At 39.2% G+C, this 19,023-nt stretch carries 5 protein-coding genes; 1 reads left to right on the plus strand and 4 read right to left on the minus strand.

The genetic code is table 11. The annotated features are described in order from the left end of the window. Positions 1–381 precede the first annotated feature (381 nt). The 4 genes from NST80_RS03270 to NST80_RS03285 are packed head-to-tail and all read right to left on the minus strand — an operon-like array spanning position 382 to position 13,132. Positions 382–4,077: a KxYKxGKxW signal peptide domain-containing protein gene (locus tag NST80_RS03270; RefSeq protein ID WP_004182220.1), complete on the minus strand. Its 3,696-nt coding sequence runs from the start codon at positions 4,075–4,077 to the stop codon at positions 382–384. 54 nt (positions 4,078–4,131) lie between these two features. Next, the gene (locus NST80_RS03275) at positions 4,132–7,695 is read right to left on the minus strand and encodes a KxYKxGKxW signal peptide domain-containing protein (protein WP_183138152.1); all 3,564 of its coding nucleotides are present in this window, start codon (positions 7,693–7,695) and stop codon (positions 4,132–4,134) included. Between the two features lie 58 nt (positions 7,696–7,753). Continuing rightward, positions 7,754–10,225 carry a KxYKxGKxW signal peptide domain-containing protein gene (locus NST80_RS03280; RefSeq protein WP_183138153.1) on the minus strand — a complete coding sequence of 824 codons (2,472 nt, stop codon included), beginning with the start codon at positions 10,223–10,225 and terminating at the stop codon, positions 7,754–7,756. 57 nt (positions 10,226–10,282) lie between these two features. Then, on the minus strand, positions 10,283–13,132 hold the full coding sequence (locus NST80_RS03285; RefSeq protein ID WP_138261633.1) for a KxYKxGKxW signal peptide domain-containing protein: 2,850 nt from the start codon (positions 13,130–13,132) through the stop codon (positions 10,283–10,285). A 1,012-nt stretch (positions 13,133–14,144) separates the two neighbouring features. Here NST80_RS03285 and NST80_RS03290 point away from each other — a divergent pair. After that, positions 14,145–18,842 carry a glycoside hydrolase family 70 protein gene (locus NST80_RS03290; RefSeq protein ID WP_183138154.1) on the plus strand — a complete coding sequence of 1,566 codons (4,698 nt, stop codon included), beginning with the start codon at positions 14,145–14,147 and terminating at the stop codon, positions 18,840–18,842. The last annotated feature ends 181 nt before the right edge of the window (positions 18,843–19,023 follow it).

Genomic DNA, 19,023 nt, shown 5'->3' on the forward strand with positions numbered 1-19,023 from the left:
TTGTATTATAGACAGATGTGTGTATGAAAAGAGCCTTAGATTATCATGCCAAAGTGCCTAAGGACCAGTTTTCATGCATAAAAAATTATTTTGACGTTAGAATTCTAAAGCCAAGTTCCTAATCCTAATCCCTCTGTAGTACACTTTCAACGTTTTGGTAAAACGCTTACATGCTCACCTATCTTTATTATAATACTTTTTTAATTACAAACAAGTTTTTTTACAAGATAATCGTAAATGTTAAAAAAATGTCATAATTGGGTTCTGTTTGAATGACAGTGATTGATTATATGAAAAAGGAAGTTGACCAACTGTCGACTTCCTTTTGTGTTTTTTTTAAAGAACATTTAGACAAACATACTTACTATAATAAGATAAATCTCACAATTGAGTAGGACGTCCGTTTTCATCAAAGAGATAGGTTACTCCGTTAATGGTACGTGTCTGATTAGTAACAAGTTCGCCAGAATTTTCATCATAATAGCGAGTTCCTTTATAATCTGAGATAAATTGTCCTTTGACTTGTTTACCATTATTTCTGAAGTAGAGATGTTGTCCGTTTATAACTTGATCGAAAATAAGCGCTTTTCCGTCAGGACCAAAGTAGTACCAATCTCCCTCCCAGTTAAAGAATTGGTTAGTTAAAGCAGCACCTGTCTCAGCATCAAAGAAGTATGTAGGTGCAGCTTTTGAAGTGCTATTATAGTAATTTTCATTATAAGGGTTAACTAATAAGCCACGGACCTGATCATAATAATGCCCATATCTTGATTCTGGTCCATCAGAGAAATAATAGATTTTACCATTAATCTCTCGTAGCCCTTTGACTTTTCGACCGTTTTCATCAAGGTAAAACCAATTATTGCCTGATTTTATGAGACCGGTTTTGTGGATAGCAGCACCTGTTTCTTCATCATAATATGGAAGAGTGTTGTAGGGTCCTAATCCACCTCGAATAACTTCACCCCAAGAATAAACACAATAGTCTTTTCCATCTATTGTCATTCTACCGAAATCCCCATTACTATCAAAGTAGTATAATTTGTTTCCGGCCTTGAAAAATGTATTTTTAGGGATTTCTTGCCGAGCACCAGTGTCTTTATCATAGTAATAGCCGTCCAAAACAAGGTCCTTAGCTTGACCACCGAAGTAGTAAGGGTGGAAGTAGACATTTACACCGTCGATGGTCTGAGACCCTTTTAGTAAGATTCCCTGATCATTAGCATAATACCACTTGCCTTTATGGGTAAAGTAACGACCTTTGACTAGGGCGCCAGAATCTTTATCGAAGAATTTTTCAGCCGGAGTATAGCTAGCATGATCCTTTTCAGTAATTAATCGTCCATCTTTAGTAATGAAGTTACCCTTAACTTGAACACCAGTAATAGTGTCGAAATGGACTTGTACACCATCAATAGTTTGCTCTCCTTTTAGGATTTTACCTTCAGAACCAATATAATACCAAGCATCGTTGATTTGCACATAGTGATTCTTTCCTAAATCAGTCTTGGCACCGGAGTCTTTGTCGTAGAAGTAACCGTCTTCGTCAAATCCACCTTTAAGTTGTTTACCATTTTGAGGGTTGAAGTAAACGGCTACATTATTAATGATTTGAGCTCCTTTGAGGCGTTTACCTTTACTATTTACATAGTACCAATCTGATCCGACTCGTACATAGCTATTGGTTACAAGAGCTCCAGTGATACCATCATAGTATTTGCCATTCACAGCGAAGTCACCTTTTATCTGAGCTCCCTTTTGTTTGTCAAAGAAGTACTCGGTATTTTTGATAACAGCTAACCCTTCAACGGGCCTACCCTCATCGTCGATATAGTACGTTTTATCTTTGACTGTAATGAATTGATTATAAATTAATCCTCCAGTATCTTTATCGTGGAACCTGCCATTAGAGTCAAATGTTCCTTTTGCTTGTACACCATTGTTATCAAAATAGACATCAACACCATCAATTGTATGGTATCCTGTTAAGATTTTTCCGTCATTACCAACATAGTACCAATTTTCTTTGATTTGGACGTAACGGTTTTTACCAAGGTCAACGAGATTACCATCTTGATCATAGTACCGTCCTTCAGCAAAATTATCGAATATTTGCCAACCACCGTAATTGTTAGAGTAATTTCCTAATTCGTGGAAGTACACTTGCTTTCCATCAATGGTTTGAGGTCCGGTTAATGGTTGTCCTTGATTATCCAGATAATATCTCTCGTTTTGACCAGTAGTACCATTATAGGCAATAACGTATTGATTTTTGACTAAGGCACCGGAATCCTTATCATAATAGCGGAAATTCTTACCTGAATAATCAGATATGAATCTGCCTTTGACTTGGACACCAGTGTTCTCGAAGTAAACATCCATACCATTAATCGTTTGTCTGCCTGTTAAAATTGTGCCGTCATCTCCAGCATAGTAACAATATCCATTTAAGTGGAAGAAGCGGTTTGTTCCGAAATCAACTTGTTTACCTTTATCATCATAATAACGACCATTTTCGGCAAATTTATTAAAAACTTGTTCAGGTTCAAAATAATACAATGCCCCATTGATTTCTTTGACACCAGTATACTTATAGCCGTTTTCATCAATGTAATAGGTTTTATCACCATACATATTCACAATACGATTGGTGACGAGCCAACCATTATTTTTGTCGTAAAAACGGTTATCAGCTGCAAAGTGCCCTTTAACTTGTTTGCCATCAGTGTCAAAATATACATTCACGCCATCAATGGTTTGAGGTCCTTTTAAAATCTTGCCATCTTTACCAATATAATACCAGTGTGTGTGAAGTTGGTAATAGCGATTGATACCTAAATCAGTTCGTTTACCTTCTTTATCATAATAATAGCCATCAGGACCAAATTCGTCTTTGATTTGTGCAGGTGCAAAGTAGTACCAAGTACCTCCAATGTTTTTTTGACCTGTAACTCTATTACCATTTTCATCTACATAGAAGTCGTATATTGAATGAACAAAGCGATTAGTCACCAAGGCACCAGAATCCTTGTCATAATAATGCTCATCACTAGCAAAGTCACCCTTTACTTGGATACCATCATAATTACCAAAATAGACTTTAACACCGTCGATAGTTTGAGGTCCTTTTAAAATCTTGCCATCATTTCCGATGTAGTACCACTTATTATGTAATTGAAAATAGTGATTAGTACCGAGGTCAGTCCGTCGACCATTTTCGTCATAATAACGACCTTCAGGGTCGAATGACTCTTTTAACTGGGCGCCAGAATCGTTAAAGTAAGTCCACTCTCCATTAATTTTTTGATGACCGATAAGCCTATACCCTTCTTTGTTTACATAGTAGGTGTTATAGCCATCATTGACATAACTGGACGTAACTAGAGCACCAGAATCTTTATCGTAAAAGTGTTGATCTAAGCCAAATCTTCCTTTTACTTGTCTACCTTTATAGTCAAAATAAACCTTAACACCATCGATAGTATGACCATCAATGTAGTCATCGCCATTTTCATTTCTATAATGCCAAAAACCATCATCGTCAGTGTAATACTCACCACCTGTAACATTTTCCACTCGAGAAGACCATGGTGGAGGTGGGTAAATACCTCTGTCGGTAACATCTATAGTACGGTCTTCATGGGATGCAGTTTCTTCCGCAGTTTTTTCTGTCACACTTGTTGCGACAGATGATTTAGATTCTGAATTTTGTGTTTCAGAGGCTGAAACAAATGTGCTTGAGACTTCAGAGCTTGTTTTTTCAGAAATAGTTTCTGTTGAAGTAACTTCAGAGGTGACTACTGGTGTTTCTGATACTGTGGCGGCTTCGCTCGAAGCGGTAGCAACTGTGTTTTCTGCAGGTTTAGCTGTGGCTTCATTACTTGCTGGAGCATCGACGTCAATAGCGCCTTCTTTGATGATGGCTTCAACAGTTGCTTCATTAACAGGGGTAGGTTGTTCTTCAGCTGAAGCATAGTTAAGGCCAGCAAAACTCAATCCCAAAGCAAGTCCTGTCACTGCAATAGTTACCCAATGTTTTTTAACTTTGTGAAGTTTAAAATGTACTTTCTTTTCCATGATAATTCTCCTTTCATTGAAAGATAAATTGGAATTATATGTGTGAAATAAATATTATTCGTAAATATATTTAATAACTCTTCCATCACCGTTTTCATCGAAATGAACAACCTCAGCTTTCACCTTGTAACGAATTGAGTGATTAAAAGTAATGTCAACATTTTTAGCACGTTTTCCAGTTTTTGGGTAATAATAATGGTAGAAGTAGTCATTTCCCGCCCAAATTGTTCGCAATTCATCGTAGCCTAGTCTACCATCATCGTGAAAATAGTAGTAATCATCTCCAATCTTTTGTTCACCCTTATAACATTTACCATCACTACCAACATAGTAACGATAACCGTCAATGTCAACGAATTTGTCACGTCCTAAGTCAACAAGTTCACCAGTATTCTTGTCATAGTAATAACCATCATCAGCAACAATACCTTTAGCTTGTTTACCATCTTTATCAAAGTAAACCTTCACATTATCGATAGTTTTGTGTCCAGTTACCTTTTGACTATTTTCATCGACGTAGTACCAACTATTAGAATATTTTTTACCAAAATATCTAGTAATTGCACCAGTTGAGGTGTCTGCTAGACTAGGGTATCTATCGAATTGAAATACTTGAACATAATTATGGTCGATAGGCTCATTACCTAGGTCGGTGATAAAATGCCAAGGTTTTATTTGAACATAACGTTTTGTGACTAAAGCTCCGGTGTCTTTATCGTGATATCTACCATCTGGTGCGAAATCCCCTTTTAATTGTGGTCCATCAGGGTAGAAGTAGTAGTCCTCACCGTTAATAGTCTGATAACCTGACACCTTGTAGCCACTATTATCTAGGTAGTAGCGGAATGTAGTTGAGATACCATTAGCACGCCATTCACGAGCGATTCTTACAGTACGCTCTCTGAAAGTATTTCTTGCTAAGTTACCTGTATGTTTATCGTAATATTTACCGTTTTTTGCGAAACCTCCTTTTACTTGCTCTCCATTTTCATCGAAGAATACTGTTTCACCATTAATAGTATGCTCCTCTTTTAAAGCGATTCCTTCGGAACCAAAATAGTAAAATGGTTTTGTATCATCGCTAAATCCATTGTGGTTAGAAGGAACGTATAAGTTCCTAGCTAGATGACCATTATCATTCATATAATGGATATTGTGGTAGTCATCATAGAACAGTCCATTTTTTTTGATATCATCTTTCTTTTCAGTAATGACACCTTCTTGATCTGAAATATAAAGTTTATCGTTCACTTCAAAAAGTGTTCCAATGACACGCTCACCATTAATTTTATCGTAGTAGTATTTGTTTCCTCCTTGTTTAATAAACTCTCCTTTAGATTGCTTTCCGTTTTGGTCAAGATAATACCATTTACCATTTATCATAACTGATCGGTTGACACCTAAATTAACACGAGCACCGGTATCTTTATCATAATAGTAACCATCGTCTGCGAACTGGTCTTTGATTTGTTCACCATAGGCATTAAAATAAACAGCAACACCATTTATTGTTTGGGGACCGTGAAGGAATTTTCCGTCATATCCTGCATAATAGGTGACTTTTCTAATTTTAGGGTTAAGATAGTCATTCTCTAGGTGATAGATAGTAACGTATTGATTTTTAACCATCATTCCTTGGTAGTCATAATAATAGCTGTTTTCAAATTCGTCGGTAACAATTTGGTTGCGATAGTTTAAAGCATATGGTACCTCAGAGAGTTTACCTTCATTATCAGCTTTATAGGTCTTTCCATCGATTTGAATAAGAGAGTTGATAACCATTTGTCCATTATGCAAATCATAGTAATGTTTTGGTAGACCTGAATTTGAGTAGCTAGCTTCACCTTTTAGTTGACGACCATTACCGTCAAAACAAACATGATAACTATCAACAATTTGGTTTCCAATGAGTTTTTGACCATTTTCATCGACATAGTACCAGTTTCCATTGTCTTCTACATAAGCATTAGTAACAAGTTCACCACTATCCTTGTCATAAAAGTGTCCATTCGGAGCGAAGTGTCCTTTAACTTGGACTCCACTGTCCTTAAAGTAAACTTTGACGTTATCAATGGTTTGTTCGCCAATGAGTTTATTGCCATTGGAGTTGTAGTAATACCAATTTCCTTTATCATCGCTGACATATTGGTTATGGAATCTAGAGTCACCTTGGATAGTTATGTTTCCTTCTTTATCTGCGATATAATGGGTACCGTTTAACTCAAAGGAAGTGTCCTTGACTTTACGACCATTGTCTTTGTCAAAGTAGTAGATTTTATTATCAATATTAATAAATTCACCTTTAGCTTGATGTCCTTCTGGACGAGATGATTCATGGAAGTAGAGTTCAAAGCCATCAATAGTTTTAGGTCCAGTGACAGGAAATCCGTCTTTGTTGAAGTAATACCAACGACCTTCGTAGTCCATCATAAATTGATTTTTTGGATATTCTCTATTATTTTCTGAAGGAAGAGTATAGTAAATTGGGAACGGATAAGTTACAATGTTTAGTTTTTTATTGAGATAATCTGCCACCCCATCGTGGTCTGAATAAAATACATATGGCATAGACTTCCATAGACCCTTTTCGATGATAGGAAATTGTTTATTTTTGACTAAGGCCCCTTTGTCGTCAAAGTAGTAGCGTTTGTGATCTAACTCCATTAGTCTATGAACAGCAACTTGGCCATCGTCATAGATGTAATAGTCGTCACCTAAAATTGTCTGACGACCTTTCTTAAGTGTGTTACCATTTTTATCGAAATAGTAACGTTCTAATCCAGGCATTACATAATAGTTTGGTTCGATATAAGCTGGTTCATTGAAGTATACAACTTTACTATAGTTTTCTTCTGGAATATAGTGGTTGTCTTTGAATGTAATAAAACGTTCTGTTACTAGCTTGCCATCGTTTTCATCGTAAAAGTGAAGTTTGTCGTCAACTTTCCTAAGCTGACCTTTTACCATAGTGCCGTCATCGTTAAAGTAATATTGGAAACCGTTGATTTCTTTTGGTCCAGTAACCAGTTGCCCTTTTGCATCTACATAATAGGTAACACCATTTGCATCTGAAACGAAACTCTCTCTTTTATCTGTCTTTTTTGTGATACCTTCCGCTTCAACAGTGATGGTGAAATCACCATCTTTTTGTGAGGTATCTAAAGTTGTTTTATCAGGAGAAGTGCTTATGATGAGGTTTTCGTTGTTTGTAGGTGTATTTGTTGCACTTACCTCAGAATGTATAATTTCAGAATTAGCTGCTTCCGAACTAGCTGTGCTTGTCACTTCAGAGCTTGGTTTTTCAGAAACGGTTTCTGTTGAAGCCACTTCAGAGCTAGCTACTGGTGCTTCTGATACTGTGGCAGCCTCGCTCGAAGCGGTAGTAGCTGTGTTTTCTGCAGGTTTAGCTGTGGCTTCATTACTTGCTGGAGCCTCAACGTCAATAGCGCCTTCTTTGATAATGGCTTCAACAGTTGCTTCATTAACAGGGGTAGGTTGTTCTTCAGCTGAAGCGTGGTTGAGGCCTGCAAAACTCAATCCCAAAGCCAGTCCTGTCACTGCAATAGTTACCCAATGTTTTTTAACTTTGTGAAGTTTAAAATGTACTTTCTTTTCCATGATAATTCTCCTTTCATTTTAAATCTGTCATTTTTAAGAAGGAGTATTTATAACTTCATTAACTAATTGGTGTTCCGTTTCCATCCGCATCAAAATGATAGGTTTGCCCTTTGATAGTAATGTCAATATTTGACAAACGGGCACCTGAGTTAGCATCGTAGTAGTGGATTTTACCATCGACGGTGACTAGTTCACCTTTGGCTTGTTTACCGTTACTGTGGAAGTAGACTGGAACATTGTCAATGGTTTGTTCACCGGTCAAGGCGTACCAGTTTGGACCAAAGTAATACCAACTACCTTCCCATTCATGGTATTGATTTTTAAGAGCAGCGCCTGTTGCTTCATCCAGATAGTAGATGTGGCTACTGTTAGGGATAGTATCACTGTAATACGCATAGATGAGCTCACCTCTACTTTGCATTCCGTAGTAGTATTTACGAGTAGGAAGTCCAAAGTAGTAGAGTTCGCCATCGATAACTTGAACGGAGACTAATTTGTTTCCCTTACCGTCTAAATAATACCAGTGATTATCTTTGGTTTTAACGAAACCAGCTTTTGTGACCTTTTTACCATCAAATCCGATATAGTCTCCACTATCTGCGTAGTATGTGAATTCTCCGAAGCCTTGATGACCATCTCCAACGATAAGATTCACTTCTTCACCATGAACAATATGTGTTCCTGAGTAAACTTTTCTACCATCTTGACCAACATAATAGCGTTTGCCATCGACTTCGACGATTTGGTCTTGGACAGCAGCACCTGTGTCTTTGTCATAAAAATGATCAGCATTGGCAAAAATACCTTTGGCTTGGACACCGTCTTTATCAAAATAGACTTCTACACCACCTATAGTTTGAGCACCAATTAATTTATCGCCCTTATCATTGACATAGTACCGTTTGCCATCTTTTTCGACATAACGGTTGGTAACGAGGGCTCCACTATCTTTATCATAATAATGGCCGTTTGGCGCAAAGTCACCTTTAACTTGAGAATAGTCATCACGGAAGTAGACATTGACATAATCTATCACTTGTTCGCCCTTTAAAGGATAACTAGATTTATCAACATAGTACCATTTACCTCCAGCAGTAACATAACTATTTTTGGCTGTAACTGGAGTCAATTTACCATTTTCATCTGCAATTGATGTTGGGTATCTATCATCTACAGCAATAAAAGTGAAAGCATTGGTGAGGATAGCACCTCTTACGCCGTTAATGTATTTAGAAAACTGAGCATAGTACCAGTTTCCATCAACTTGGAACAGTGGGTTTGGGCTGCCAGGGACATCATCTCTTAGTGAACCAGATTCATCAAAATAGTAGAGTTGTCCATTAATTCGCTTGAATCCATGAACAACATGTCCATTTTCATCAGCATAAACGGAAGGTGTCCAGAGGTATCCTCTCAGGTACATGTATCTGATTTTACCCCAGCCATTATAGACTTTTTGTCCCTGTTCATTGTAATAACTTTCAGTACCATCAGGATTCTTGAATTTAGAATAATAGACCATGTCTGGTTGGAAGTAGTACTCTTTACCGTCGATGGTTTTAGGGCCAGTGTAAATATTACCGTCATTGTCATAGTAGTAATAAATGTCGTCGCTGGTTCCGTTAATGTAGCGAGTACTATGATAGAGGGCAATCTTATTATTCCAAAGTTCGCCATTTTCAGGATGGAAATAATATCCTTTACCCTCAATAACTACTCTTTGTCCTTTTGTTTGAAGCCCCTTGTCATTAAAGTGGTAAGTTTTGTCTCCAATTTCTTGAAGGCCAGTCACTTTTTCACCTGTCTTATCTACATAATACCAGTGGTTATCGCCAGTAGTAACAAAAGATTCAGTTGTTAGATGTCCAAGTTCACCATCATAATAATGTCCATCTTGGGCAAAGTTTCCTTTGACTTGTTTACCATCCTTGTCAAAATAGACATGCTGTCCATCAATTAGGTTTGGACCTGTCAGATCCTTGCCATCTTTTTTGTAATGCCAATTGCCTTGTTCATCACTATACCATTGACCACCCGTGATATTCTTTTCAGCAGAGGGAACTTGAGAATTAGGGGTATCAGTATCACTAGTTGTTGGTGACGAATTCTCAGTTGTAACACTCTCACTAGTCGTTGCACTTACCTCAGAATGTGTAGTTTCAGAATTAGCTACTTCCGAACTAGCTGTACTTGTGACTTCAGAGCTTGGTTTTTCAGAAACTGTTTCTGTTGAGGCTACTTCAGAGCTGGCCACTGGTGTTTCTGACACTGTGGCAGCCTCGCTTGAAGCGGTAGCAGCTGTGTTTTCTGCAGGTTTAGCTGTGGCTTCATTACTTGCTGGCGCATCGACGTCAATAGCGCCTTCTTTGATGATGGCTTCAACAGTTGCTTCATTAACAGGGGTAGGTTGTTCTTCAGCTGAAGCGTAGCTGAGGCCTGTAAAGCTCAATCCCAAAGCTAGTCCTGTCACTGCAATAGTTATCCAATGTTTTTTAACTTTGTGAAGTTTAAAATGTACTTTCTTTTCCATGATAATTCTCCTTTCATTTTAAACTGTCGTTATTGAGAAGGAGTCTCTATAACTTCATTAACTAATGAGTGTTCCGTTTCCGTCCGCATCAAAATGATAGGTTTCCCCTTTAATAGTAATGTCAATATTTGACAAACGGGCACCTGAGTTGGCATCGTAGTAGTGGATTTTACCATCGACAGTGATTAGTTCCCCTTTAGCTTGTTTACCATTACTGTGGAAGTAGACAGGAACATTGTCAATGGTTTGCTCACCGGTAACTTTATCACCATTGACATCAACGTAGTAGAAATAGTCCTCACAATCGAAGTCTTTGCTTGAAAGTGGGTAGTGACTAATGTCTACTGGTATTTTTTTATCATTGGGATCAAGAATAAAATTATGTGGGTACTGGATAAAAAAGTTATCGACAGGATTACCGTATTTATCTTGAAATTTCCAGTTATAGATATGGACGTAACGGTTTGTTACAAGTGCACCAGTATCCTTATCATAGTAGTGTCCATCAGGAGCAAAACGTCCCTTAACCTGTGCTCCATTAGGGAAGAAGTACATTTTGACATAATCAAGTGTTTGAGGTCCTTTTAGTGGTCGGCCTTCCCTATCAAGGTAATACCAGTCCTTTGCATATATAGTTTCGCCATATATGGTACTACCAACGGAAGTCAATCCTTCTCTAAAAGTATTGGTCACTAGTTCACCAGAATCTTTGTCATAGAATTTACCGTTTTCAGCAACCCTTCCTTTGGTCTGAAAACCCCAAGGATTATCAAAGTATAGTTTTTGACCATTAATTTCAACTTCTCCTGTTGCAGCTGTACCATCTTTTGTAAAATAATACCATCTTCCATTACATTCGAAAAAGCGATTTTTCAAGACTTTACCACTATGATCAACATAATAGACCTTATTATTTTCATAGATAAAACGATCTCGTAACATTTCTCCAATGTCATATTGTTTATACGTATTTTCTGGACGGAAGTAATAGAAATCGCCATTAATTTCCTGAAGTCCAAGAACTATTTGTCCTTTATCATCAAGGTAGTAGGTTGAATCATTTTCATTAACAAAGCCTGCATGGGTTACTTTGCAACCATTGTCTTTATCATAGTAGTACTTAGGCATGTAATAATATTTGGAGATAAACTTCGGATCTCTTACAAATCCTCCTTTAATCTGTTTACCATCATGGGGATCGAACATAACATCTTGTCCATCAATAATGTAGGCCCCTTTTAGTGGGCTACCGTATTTATTAACATAGTACCAATTACCATTAACTTCAACGTAACGATTGGTTACGAGATTTCCTGTATTGATATCGTAGTAACCTTTAAGGTCATTATATATATCTAAATAGGCCCCTTTGACTTGTTGTCCATTATCCCGGAAGAATACTCTTTGTCCCTTAATGATTTGGGAACCGATAAGGTTTTCTCCGCTTGCATTCTTATAATACCAGTTACCCTGTTCATCGCTATAGTAGCCGTTAGGGTTTGGAGCATCTTTACCAATTCCATTTTCATCAAAGTTATAAGTCATCCCATTGATCGTTAGGCTTGTATTTACAACACGAGCTCCAGAATCAGGATCATAGTAACGGAGGACCCCATTATCAAGAACAAGTTCTCCTTTAGCTTGACGGCCGTTTGAGTAGAGATAGACGATTTGTCCATTAATAAGGGTTTCCCCATCTTTAGGACGAATAGCATTTCCATCATCACCGTAGTAGTACCATTTATCATGTTCTTTAATTGTTTGTTTTTTGACTAACTGACCGGTTTCTGAGTCAAAATAGTAACGACGGGTAATGTTTGTGGGCGTTCCATATTTATTAGAAGTTGGAAGAGTCTTTCCATCTTCTAGCTCTATGCTGATTCCTTTTTGCATGACACCAGAGTTGATTTCGAAATAATAAAGATTACCATCAATCATACGAGTTCCTGTATATTTAGAACCGTCATTATTGATAAAAAAGGTTCTTCCTTCTTTATCTTGAACGAGACCTTCTTTTCTAACTCTAGCTCCGGTGTTAGGGTCATAATAGTGCATCTTATCAAGATTACCAGAATACTTTTCACTAAAGTCTCCTTTGACTTGAGTTCCGTCATAATCAAAATAAACTTCTTGCCTATCAATGGTTTGTTCCCCCTTGAGAGGAATACCATCCTTGTCAACATAGTACCAGTTTCCCTTATATTCTAGATACCGTTTGGTTTGTAGTTGACCAGTATTATCATCAAAATAACGGTATAGTTTGTAATTTACGATTTGTGGTCCTTTAATTTGTTTTCCGTCCTCCCAGAAGGAGACTCTTACGTTATCAATCGTTTGATCTCCAGTAAGTTTTTTCCCATTAGCATCTTCATAGTACCAATTCCCCTGTTTATCACTGTAGTAGTGACCGCCAGTGATATTATTTTCAGCAGAGGGAACTTGAGAATTAGGGGTATCAGTATCACTAGTTGTTGGTGACACATTCTCAGCTGTAACACTCTCGCTAGTCGTTGCACCTACCTCAGAATGTGTAGTTTCCGGACTAGCTACTTCTGAACTAGCTGTGCTTGAGACTTCAGAGCTTGGTTTTTCAGAAACAATTTCTGTTGAAGCCACTTCAGAGGTGACTACAGGTGTTTCTGACACAGTTGCAACCTCGCTCGAAGCGGTAGCAGCTGTGTTTTCTACAGGTTTAGTTGTGGCTTCATTACTTGCTGGAGCCTCAACGTCAATAGCGTCTTCTTTGATGATGGCTTCAACAGTTGCTTCATTAACAGGTGTAGGTTGTTCTTCAGCCAAAGCGTAGCTGAATCCTGCAAAACTCAATCCCAAAGCAAGTCCTGTCACTGCAATAGTTACCCAATGTTTTTTAACTTTGTGAAGTTTAAAATGTACTTTCTTTTCCATGGTAATTCTCCTTTCATTTTAAACTTTTTACATACTGCAAAATAAGGGCTGTCATGAGAGTTTATGAAAAGTGAGCATTGGGTAGAGTCCCTAACGATGTAAGTTAATCTTTTTATGACAATCCTTATTTCTCCAAGTCTCCTCAATTTCGGTATTACGAGACTGTTCAAGGCAAACATGAGTTCTGACGAAATGATTCTAGAAAAACGAGAGCCGTTCGGAATTTTCCTCCTTTCTAAGCATGGAAGATCTCGTTTATTTTGGGCTTCTAAGACACAAAAAACTAGAGCTTACTAGTATGAGGCGTCCCCTCTAGAGCTCTAGTTTGAAATGATGCTGTATTCTTTTTATGAGCCCTAGTTTGATGGTTCAAAGTGACTCAGGAATGGTTATCCTACTATAATCCTTAGTTAGGCATTAGGTAACTAATGTCAATCTTTTAGATAATCCCCCAAGTGTCCTTTAAAGCAAAATTAAAACGCTTACATATTCACCTAGCTTCATTATAATCCTTTTTTAAGAATAAACAACAGAAACTAACGGAATTATCAAAAATGTTAAAGAACTGACATAAAAGATTCTATATTTAGTTTCGTTAGTCAAATAAGAATTCACCTGTGTAAATCATTTATATTTTTAATTTTTGTTCCTCATAGACAGGACCTGGTCTTAGCCAGATGAAAAACTAGAGTCTTTCTATCTAAAATTTTCTTTTCAGAATTGTCTTTTTTAGGGCTGCTTCTCTCATAGTTTTGCTATCTCTTAAGCTTAATTGAAGCTTGCTTTAATGTTGAAAAGCCTTTAAGGATAAGCTTTTGAAGGTATTTGAGAATCAGATACTCTCTATTTAAGACCTTACATATGGTGTAAGGTCTCATTTTTGCTAATCAAAGTTAATATAACTAAGCTTGTGGCAGAGATTTATGAAAAGAAGATGACTTTTTCCTATTTGTAATTTGTCTGAATATATCATAGAGTAAAGATAACAACAGAAAAAGGATGATTGCTATAGATGGAAAATAAGGTACGTTTTAAACTACATAAGGTTAAGAAAAACTGGGTAACTATCGGTGTGACCACCCTCTCAATGGTTGCCTTGGCAGGTGGAAGCCTCCTAGCTCAAGGAAAAGTAGAGGCCGATGAGACGAGCGCACCTAACGGTGACGGCTTGCAGCAACTGAGTGAGGATGGGACTGCCAGTCTAGTGATGACAACAACTGTTACTGAGCAAGCTAGTGCGCAAGCAAGTGTGTCAGCAATAGAAACAGTTGGAACAAACTCACAGGTGGTGACAAGTGTGGTCAGCCGAGAGACAACTGCTCAAGTACAAACTAGTCCAGTTGCCAGTCGGGAAGTGGCAGTTTCTTCGCAAACTCAAGCTAGTGCCCAAGAGACACAGACTACGGAACAGGCCTCACAAGGTCAGACATCAACTCAAGTAGCTGGGCAAACAAGTACTCAGTCCACTCCTAGAGTCTTGACCAATGCTGCACCAGCAATCGCCACACGCGCTGCTGACAGCACTATTCGTATCAATGCCAACCGCAACACTAACATCACGATTACGGCCAGCGGTACGACACCAAATGTAACCATTATCACAGGGCCAAACACTCCTAAGCCAAACGTGACGGTGACAAGTCCAAATGGCACAAGACCAAATGTGACCATTGTAACGCAGCCAAATCAACCAAACAAACCTGTTCAACCGAGTCAACCGTCTCAACCTAATAAGCCAGTCCAACCAAGTCAGCCAAGTCTTGACTATAAACCAGTAGCTTCCAACTTGAAGACTATTGATGGCAAGCAGTATTATGTTGAAAATGGCGTTGTGAAAAAGAACACAGCGATTGAACTTGATGGTCGTCTTTATTATTTCGATGAGACTGGGGCTATGGTGGATCAAAGTAAACCTTTGTATCGTGCCGATGCCATTCCAAATAACTCTATCTATGCGGTTTATAACCAGGCCTACGACACGTCAAGCAAGAGTTTTGAACACTTGGACAATTTCTTGACGGCTGATAGCTGGTATCGTCCAAAACAGATCTTGAAGGACGGGAAAAATTGGACAGCTTCAACTGAGAAAGATTATCGTCCCCTTTTGATGACTTGGTGGCCAGACAAGGTGACACAAGTCAACTACCTCAACTATATGAGTCAACAAGGCTTTAGTGATAAGACCTATACGACCGACATGATGAGCTATGACTTGGCAGCTGCTGCCGAAACGGTTCAACGAGGAATCGAGGAACGTATTGGTCGCGAGGGCAATACCACTTGGCTTCGCCAGTTGATGTCAGATTTCATCAAAACACAGCCTGGCTGGAACTCTGAGAGTGAGGACAATCTCTTAGTTGGTAAAGATCACTTGCAAGGAGGAGCACTGACTTTCCTCAATAATAGTACGACAAGTCATGCCAATTCAGACTTCCGCCTCATGAACCGCACACCGACTAACCAAACGGGGACACGCAAATATCATATTGACCGTTCAAATGGTGGTTACGAGTTGCTCTTGGCAAACGATATCGACAACTCTAACCCAGCTGTTCAGGCTGAACAACTAAACTGGCTCCACTACATCATGAACATTGGGTCTATCCTTGGCAATGATCCAAGTGCCAACTTTGACGGTGTTCGTATCGATGCGGTGGACAATGTGGATGCGGACCTCTTGCAGATTGCTTCTGATTACTTCAAGGAAAAATACCGTGTCGCAGATAATGAAGCAAATGCCATTGCTCATTTGTCAATCCTTGAAGCTTGGTCATACAACGACCACCAATACAACAAGGATACCAAGGGTGCTCAGTTGTCCATTGACAATCCCCTACGTGAAATGCTTTTGACAACTTTCTTGCGTAAGAGCAATTACCGTGGTAGCTTGGAGCGCGTGATTACTAACTCTCTTAACAACCGTTCAAGTGAGCAGAAACACACGCCACGTGATGCCAATTATATTTTCGTGCGTGCCCATGATAGTGAAGTGCAAGCTGTTTTGGCTAATATCATCAGCAAGCAGATTAATCCAAAAACAGATGGTTTCACCTTCACTATGGATGAGCTCAAACAGGCCTTCGAAATCTACAATGTGGACATGCGCAAGGCTGATAAAAAGTACACCCAGTACAATATTCCAGCTGCCTATGCCACAATGTTGACCAACAAGGACAGTATCACTCGTGTTTACTACGGTGACCTCTTTACCGATGATGGCCAATACATGGCTGAAAAATCACCGTACTATAATGCCATCGATGCCCTGCTCCGTGCTCGCATCAAATATGTAGCAGGTGGTCAAGACATGAAGGTCACTAAGCTTAATGGCTATGAAATCATGTCATCTGTGCGTTATGGTAAGGGGGCAGAAGAAGCTAACCAGCTTGGTACTGCTGAAACACGTAACCAAGGAATGCTCGTCCTTACAGCCAACCGTCCAGATATGAAGTTGGGAACAAATGACCGTTTGGTAGTCAATATGGGAGCTGCCCACAAAAATCAGGCTTACCGTCCATTGCTTCTCAGCAAATCTACAGGACTTGCGACCTACCTCAAGGATTCTGATGTGCCAGCTGGATTGGTTCGCTATACGGATAATCAAGGGAACTTGACCTTCACGGCAGACGATATTACTGGTCATTCAACCGTTGAAGTTTCGGGTTATTTGGCAGTTTGGGTGCCAGTGGGTGCTTCTGAAAACCAAGATGCTCGCACCAAGGCTTCGACAACCAAGAAGGGTGAGCAGGTCTTTGAATCATCAGCAGCTCTTGACTCACAAGTCATTTACGAAGGTTTCTCAAACTTCCAAGATTTTGTTAAGACACCAAGTCAGTACACCAACCGTGTCATTGCTCAAAATGCCAAACGCTTCAAAGAGTGGGGAATCACTTCCTTTGAATTTGCGCCACAATACGTGTCTAGCCAAGACGGCACTTTCTTGGATTCTATCATTGAAAATGGTTACGCCTTTGAGGACCGTTACGATATTGCCATGAGTAAGAACAACAAATACGGTTCACTCAAAGACCTCATGGATGCTCTTCGTGCCCTTCACGCTGAAGGTATCTCAGCCATTGCTGACTGGGTTCCAGATCAAATTTACAATCTCCCTGGAAAAGAAGTGGTAACAGCTTCACGTACCAACAGCTACGGCACACCACGTCCAAATGCTGAAATCTACAATAGTCTCTATGCAGCTAAAACACGTACCTTTGGAAATGACTTCCAAGGCAAGTACGGAGGTGCCTTCCTTGATGAATTGAAGGCAAAATACCCAGCTATCTTTGAGCGCGTGCAGATTTCAAACGGCCGTAAATTGACTACAAATGAGAAAATCACACAATGGTCAGCCAAGTATTTCAATGGAAGCAATATCCAAGGTACAGGGGCTCGCTATGTCTTGCAAGATAACGCAACAAACCAATACTTCAACCTGAAAGCAGGTCAAACCTTCCTTCCTAAACAAATGACAGAAATCACAGCAACTGGTTTCCGTAGGGTGGGAGATAAGGTCCAATACCTCTCAACGAGTGGCTACCTTGCCAAGAATACCTTCATTCAAATCGGTGCCAACCAGTGGTATTACTTTGATAAGAACGGTAACATGGTCACAGGTGAACAGGTCATTGATGGCAAGAAATACTTCTTCCTAGACAATGGGCTTCAGCTACGTCATGTTCTTCGCCAAGGCAGTGATGGTCACGTCTATTACTACGATCCTAAAGGGGTTCAGGCCTTTAACGGATTCTACGACTTTGCAGGTCCTCGCCAAGATGTTCGCTATTTTGATGGTAACGGTCAAATGTATCGTGGTCTCCACGACATGTATGGCACAACCTTCTATTTCGATGAAAAGACTGGTATTCAAGCTAAAGACAAGTTCATCCGCTTTGCGGACGGTCGCACACGTTACTTCATTCCAGATACAGGAAATCTCGCAGTTAACCGTTTTGCGCAAAATCCTGAGAACAAGGCTTGGTATTACCTCGATAGCAACGGTTATGCCGTGACAGGCCTTCAAACTATTAACGGTAAGCAATATTACTTTGACAATGAAGGCCGTCAGGTTAAAGGACACTTTGTCACTATCAATAACCAACGTTACTTCCTTGATGGCGATAGCGGTGAAATTGCCCGTTCACGCTTTGTGACAGAAAACAACAAGTGGTACTATGTCGATGGCAATGGTAAGTTGGTTAAAGGTGCTCAAGTCATCAATGGTAATCACTATTATTTCAACAATGATTATAGCCAAGTCAAGGGTGCCTGGGCCAACGGCCGTTACTATGATGGTGACTCAGGTCAGGCCGTAACCAACCGCTTTGTCCAAGTTGGTGCCAACCAATGGGCTTACCTCAACCAAAATGGTCAAAAGGTAGTTGGTCTCCAGCATATCAATGGTAAACTTTACTACTTTGAAGGCAATGGTGTCCAAGCCAAGGGTAAACTCCTTACCTATAAAGGCAAGAAATACTACTTTGATGCCAATAGTGGTGAAGCCGTAACCAATCGCTTTATCCAAATTTCTCGTGGTGTTTGGTATTACTTTAACGCCTCAGGCCAAGCCGTAACTGGTGAACAAGTCATCAATGGGCAACACCTCTACTTCGACGCTTCTGGCCGTCAAGTCAAAGGCCGTTACGTCTGGATTAAAGGCCAACGCCGTTACTATGATGCCAATACTGGAGCTTGGGTCAGAAATCGATAAGGGGCAGAAGAAAATGTGATTTTGGGACTATCCTAGATGCTTATAGATTGAAAATCAGTAGCTTTCCACATAATTTCAAAACTTTTAAGTACTTGAAGTATTTTCCTTCAAGTACTTTTCTTTTATCATTTTCCCTCGAAATGTCTAGTGGATTGTAAGTAAACAATGAGTTTGATTAATA

It is taken from the genome of Streptococcus sp. FSL K6-1323, assembly GCF_038630745.1.
Taxonomy (GTDB): Bacteria; Bacillota; Bacilli; order Lactobacillales; family Streptococcaceae; genus Streptococcus; species Streptococcus salivarius_D.

Bases quoted from the DNA above. Each gene is read 5' to 3' on its own strand.
- NST80_RS03270 (WP_004182220.1), bottom strand. From the start codon at position 4,077: ATGGAAAAGAAAGTACATTTTAAACTTCACAAAGTTAAAAAACATTGG.
- NST80_RS03275 (WP_183138152.1), bottom strand. From the start codon at position 7,695: ATGGAAAAGAAAGTACATTTTAAACTTCACAAAGTTAAAAAACATTGG.
- NST80_RS03280 (WP_183138153.1), bottom strand. From the start codon at position 10,225: ATGGAAAAGAAAGTACATTTTAAACTTCACAAAGTTAAAAAACATTGG.
- NST80_RS03285 (WP_138261633.1), bottom strand. From the start codon at position 13,132: ATGGAAAAGAAAGTACATTTTAAACTTCACAAAGTTAAAAAACATTGG.
- NST80_RS03290 (WP_183138154.1), top strand. From the start codon at position 14,145: ATGGAAAATAAGGTACGTTTTAAACTACATAAGGTTAAGAAAAACTGG.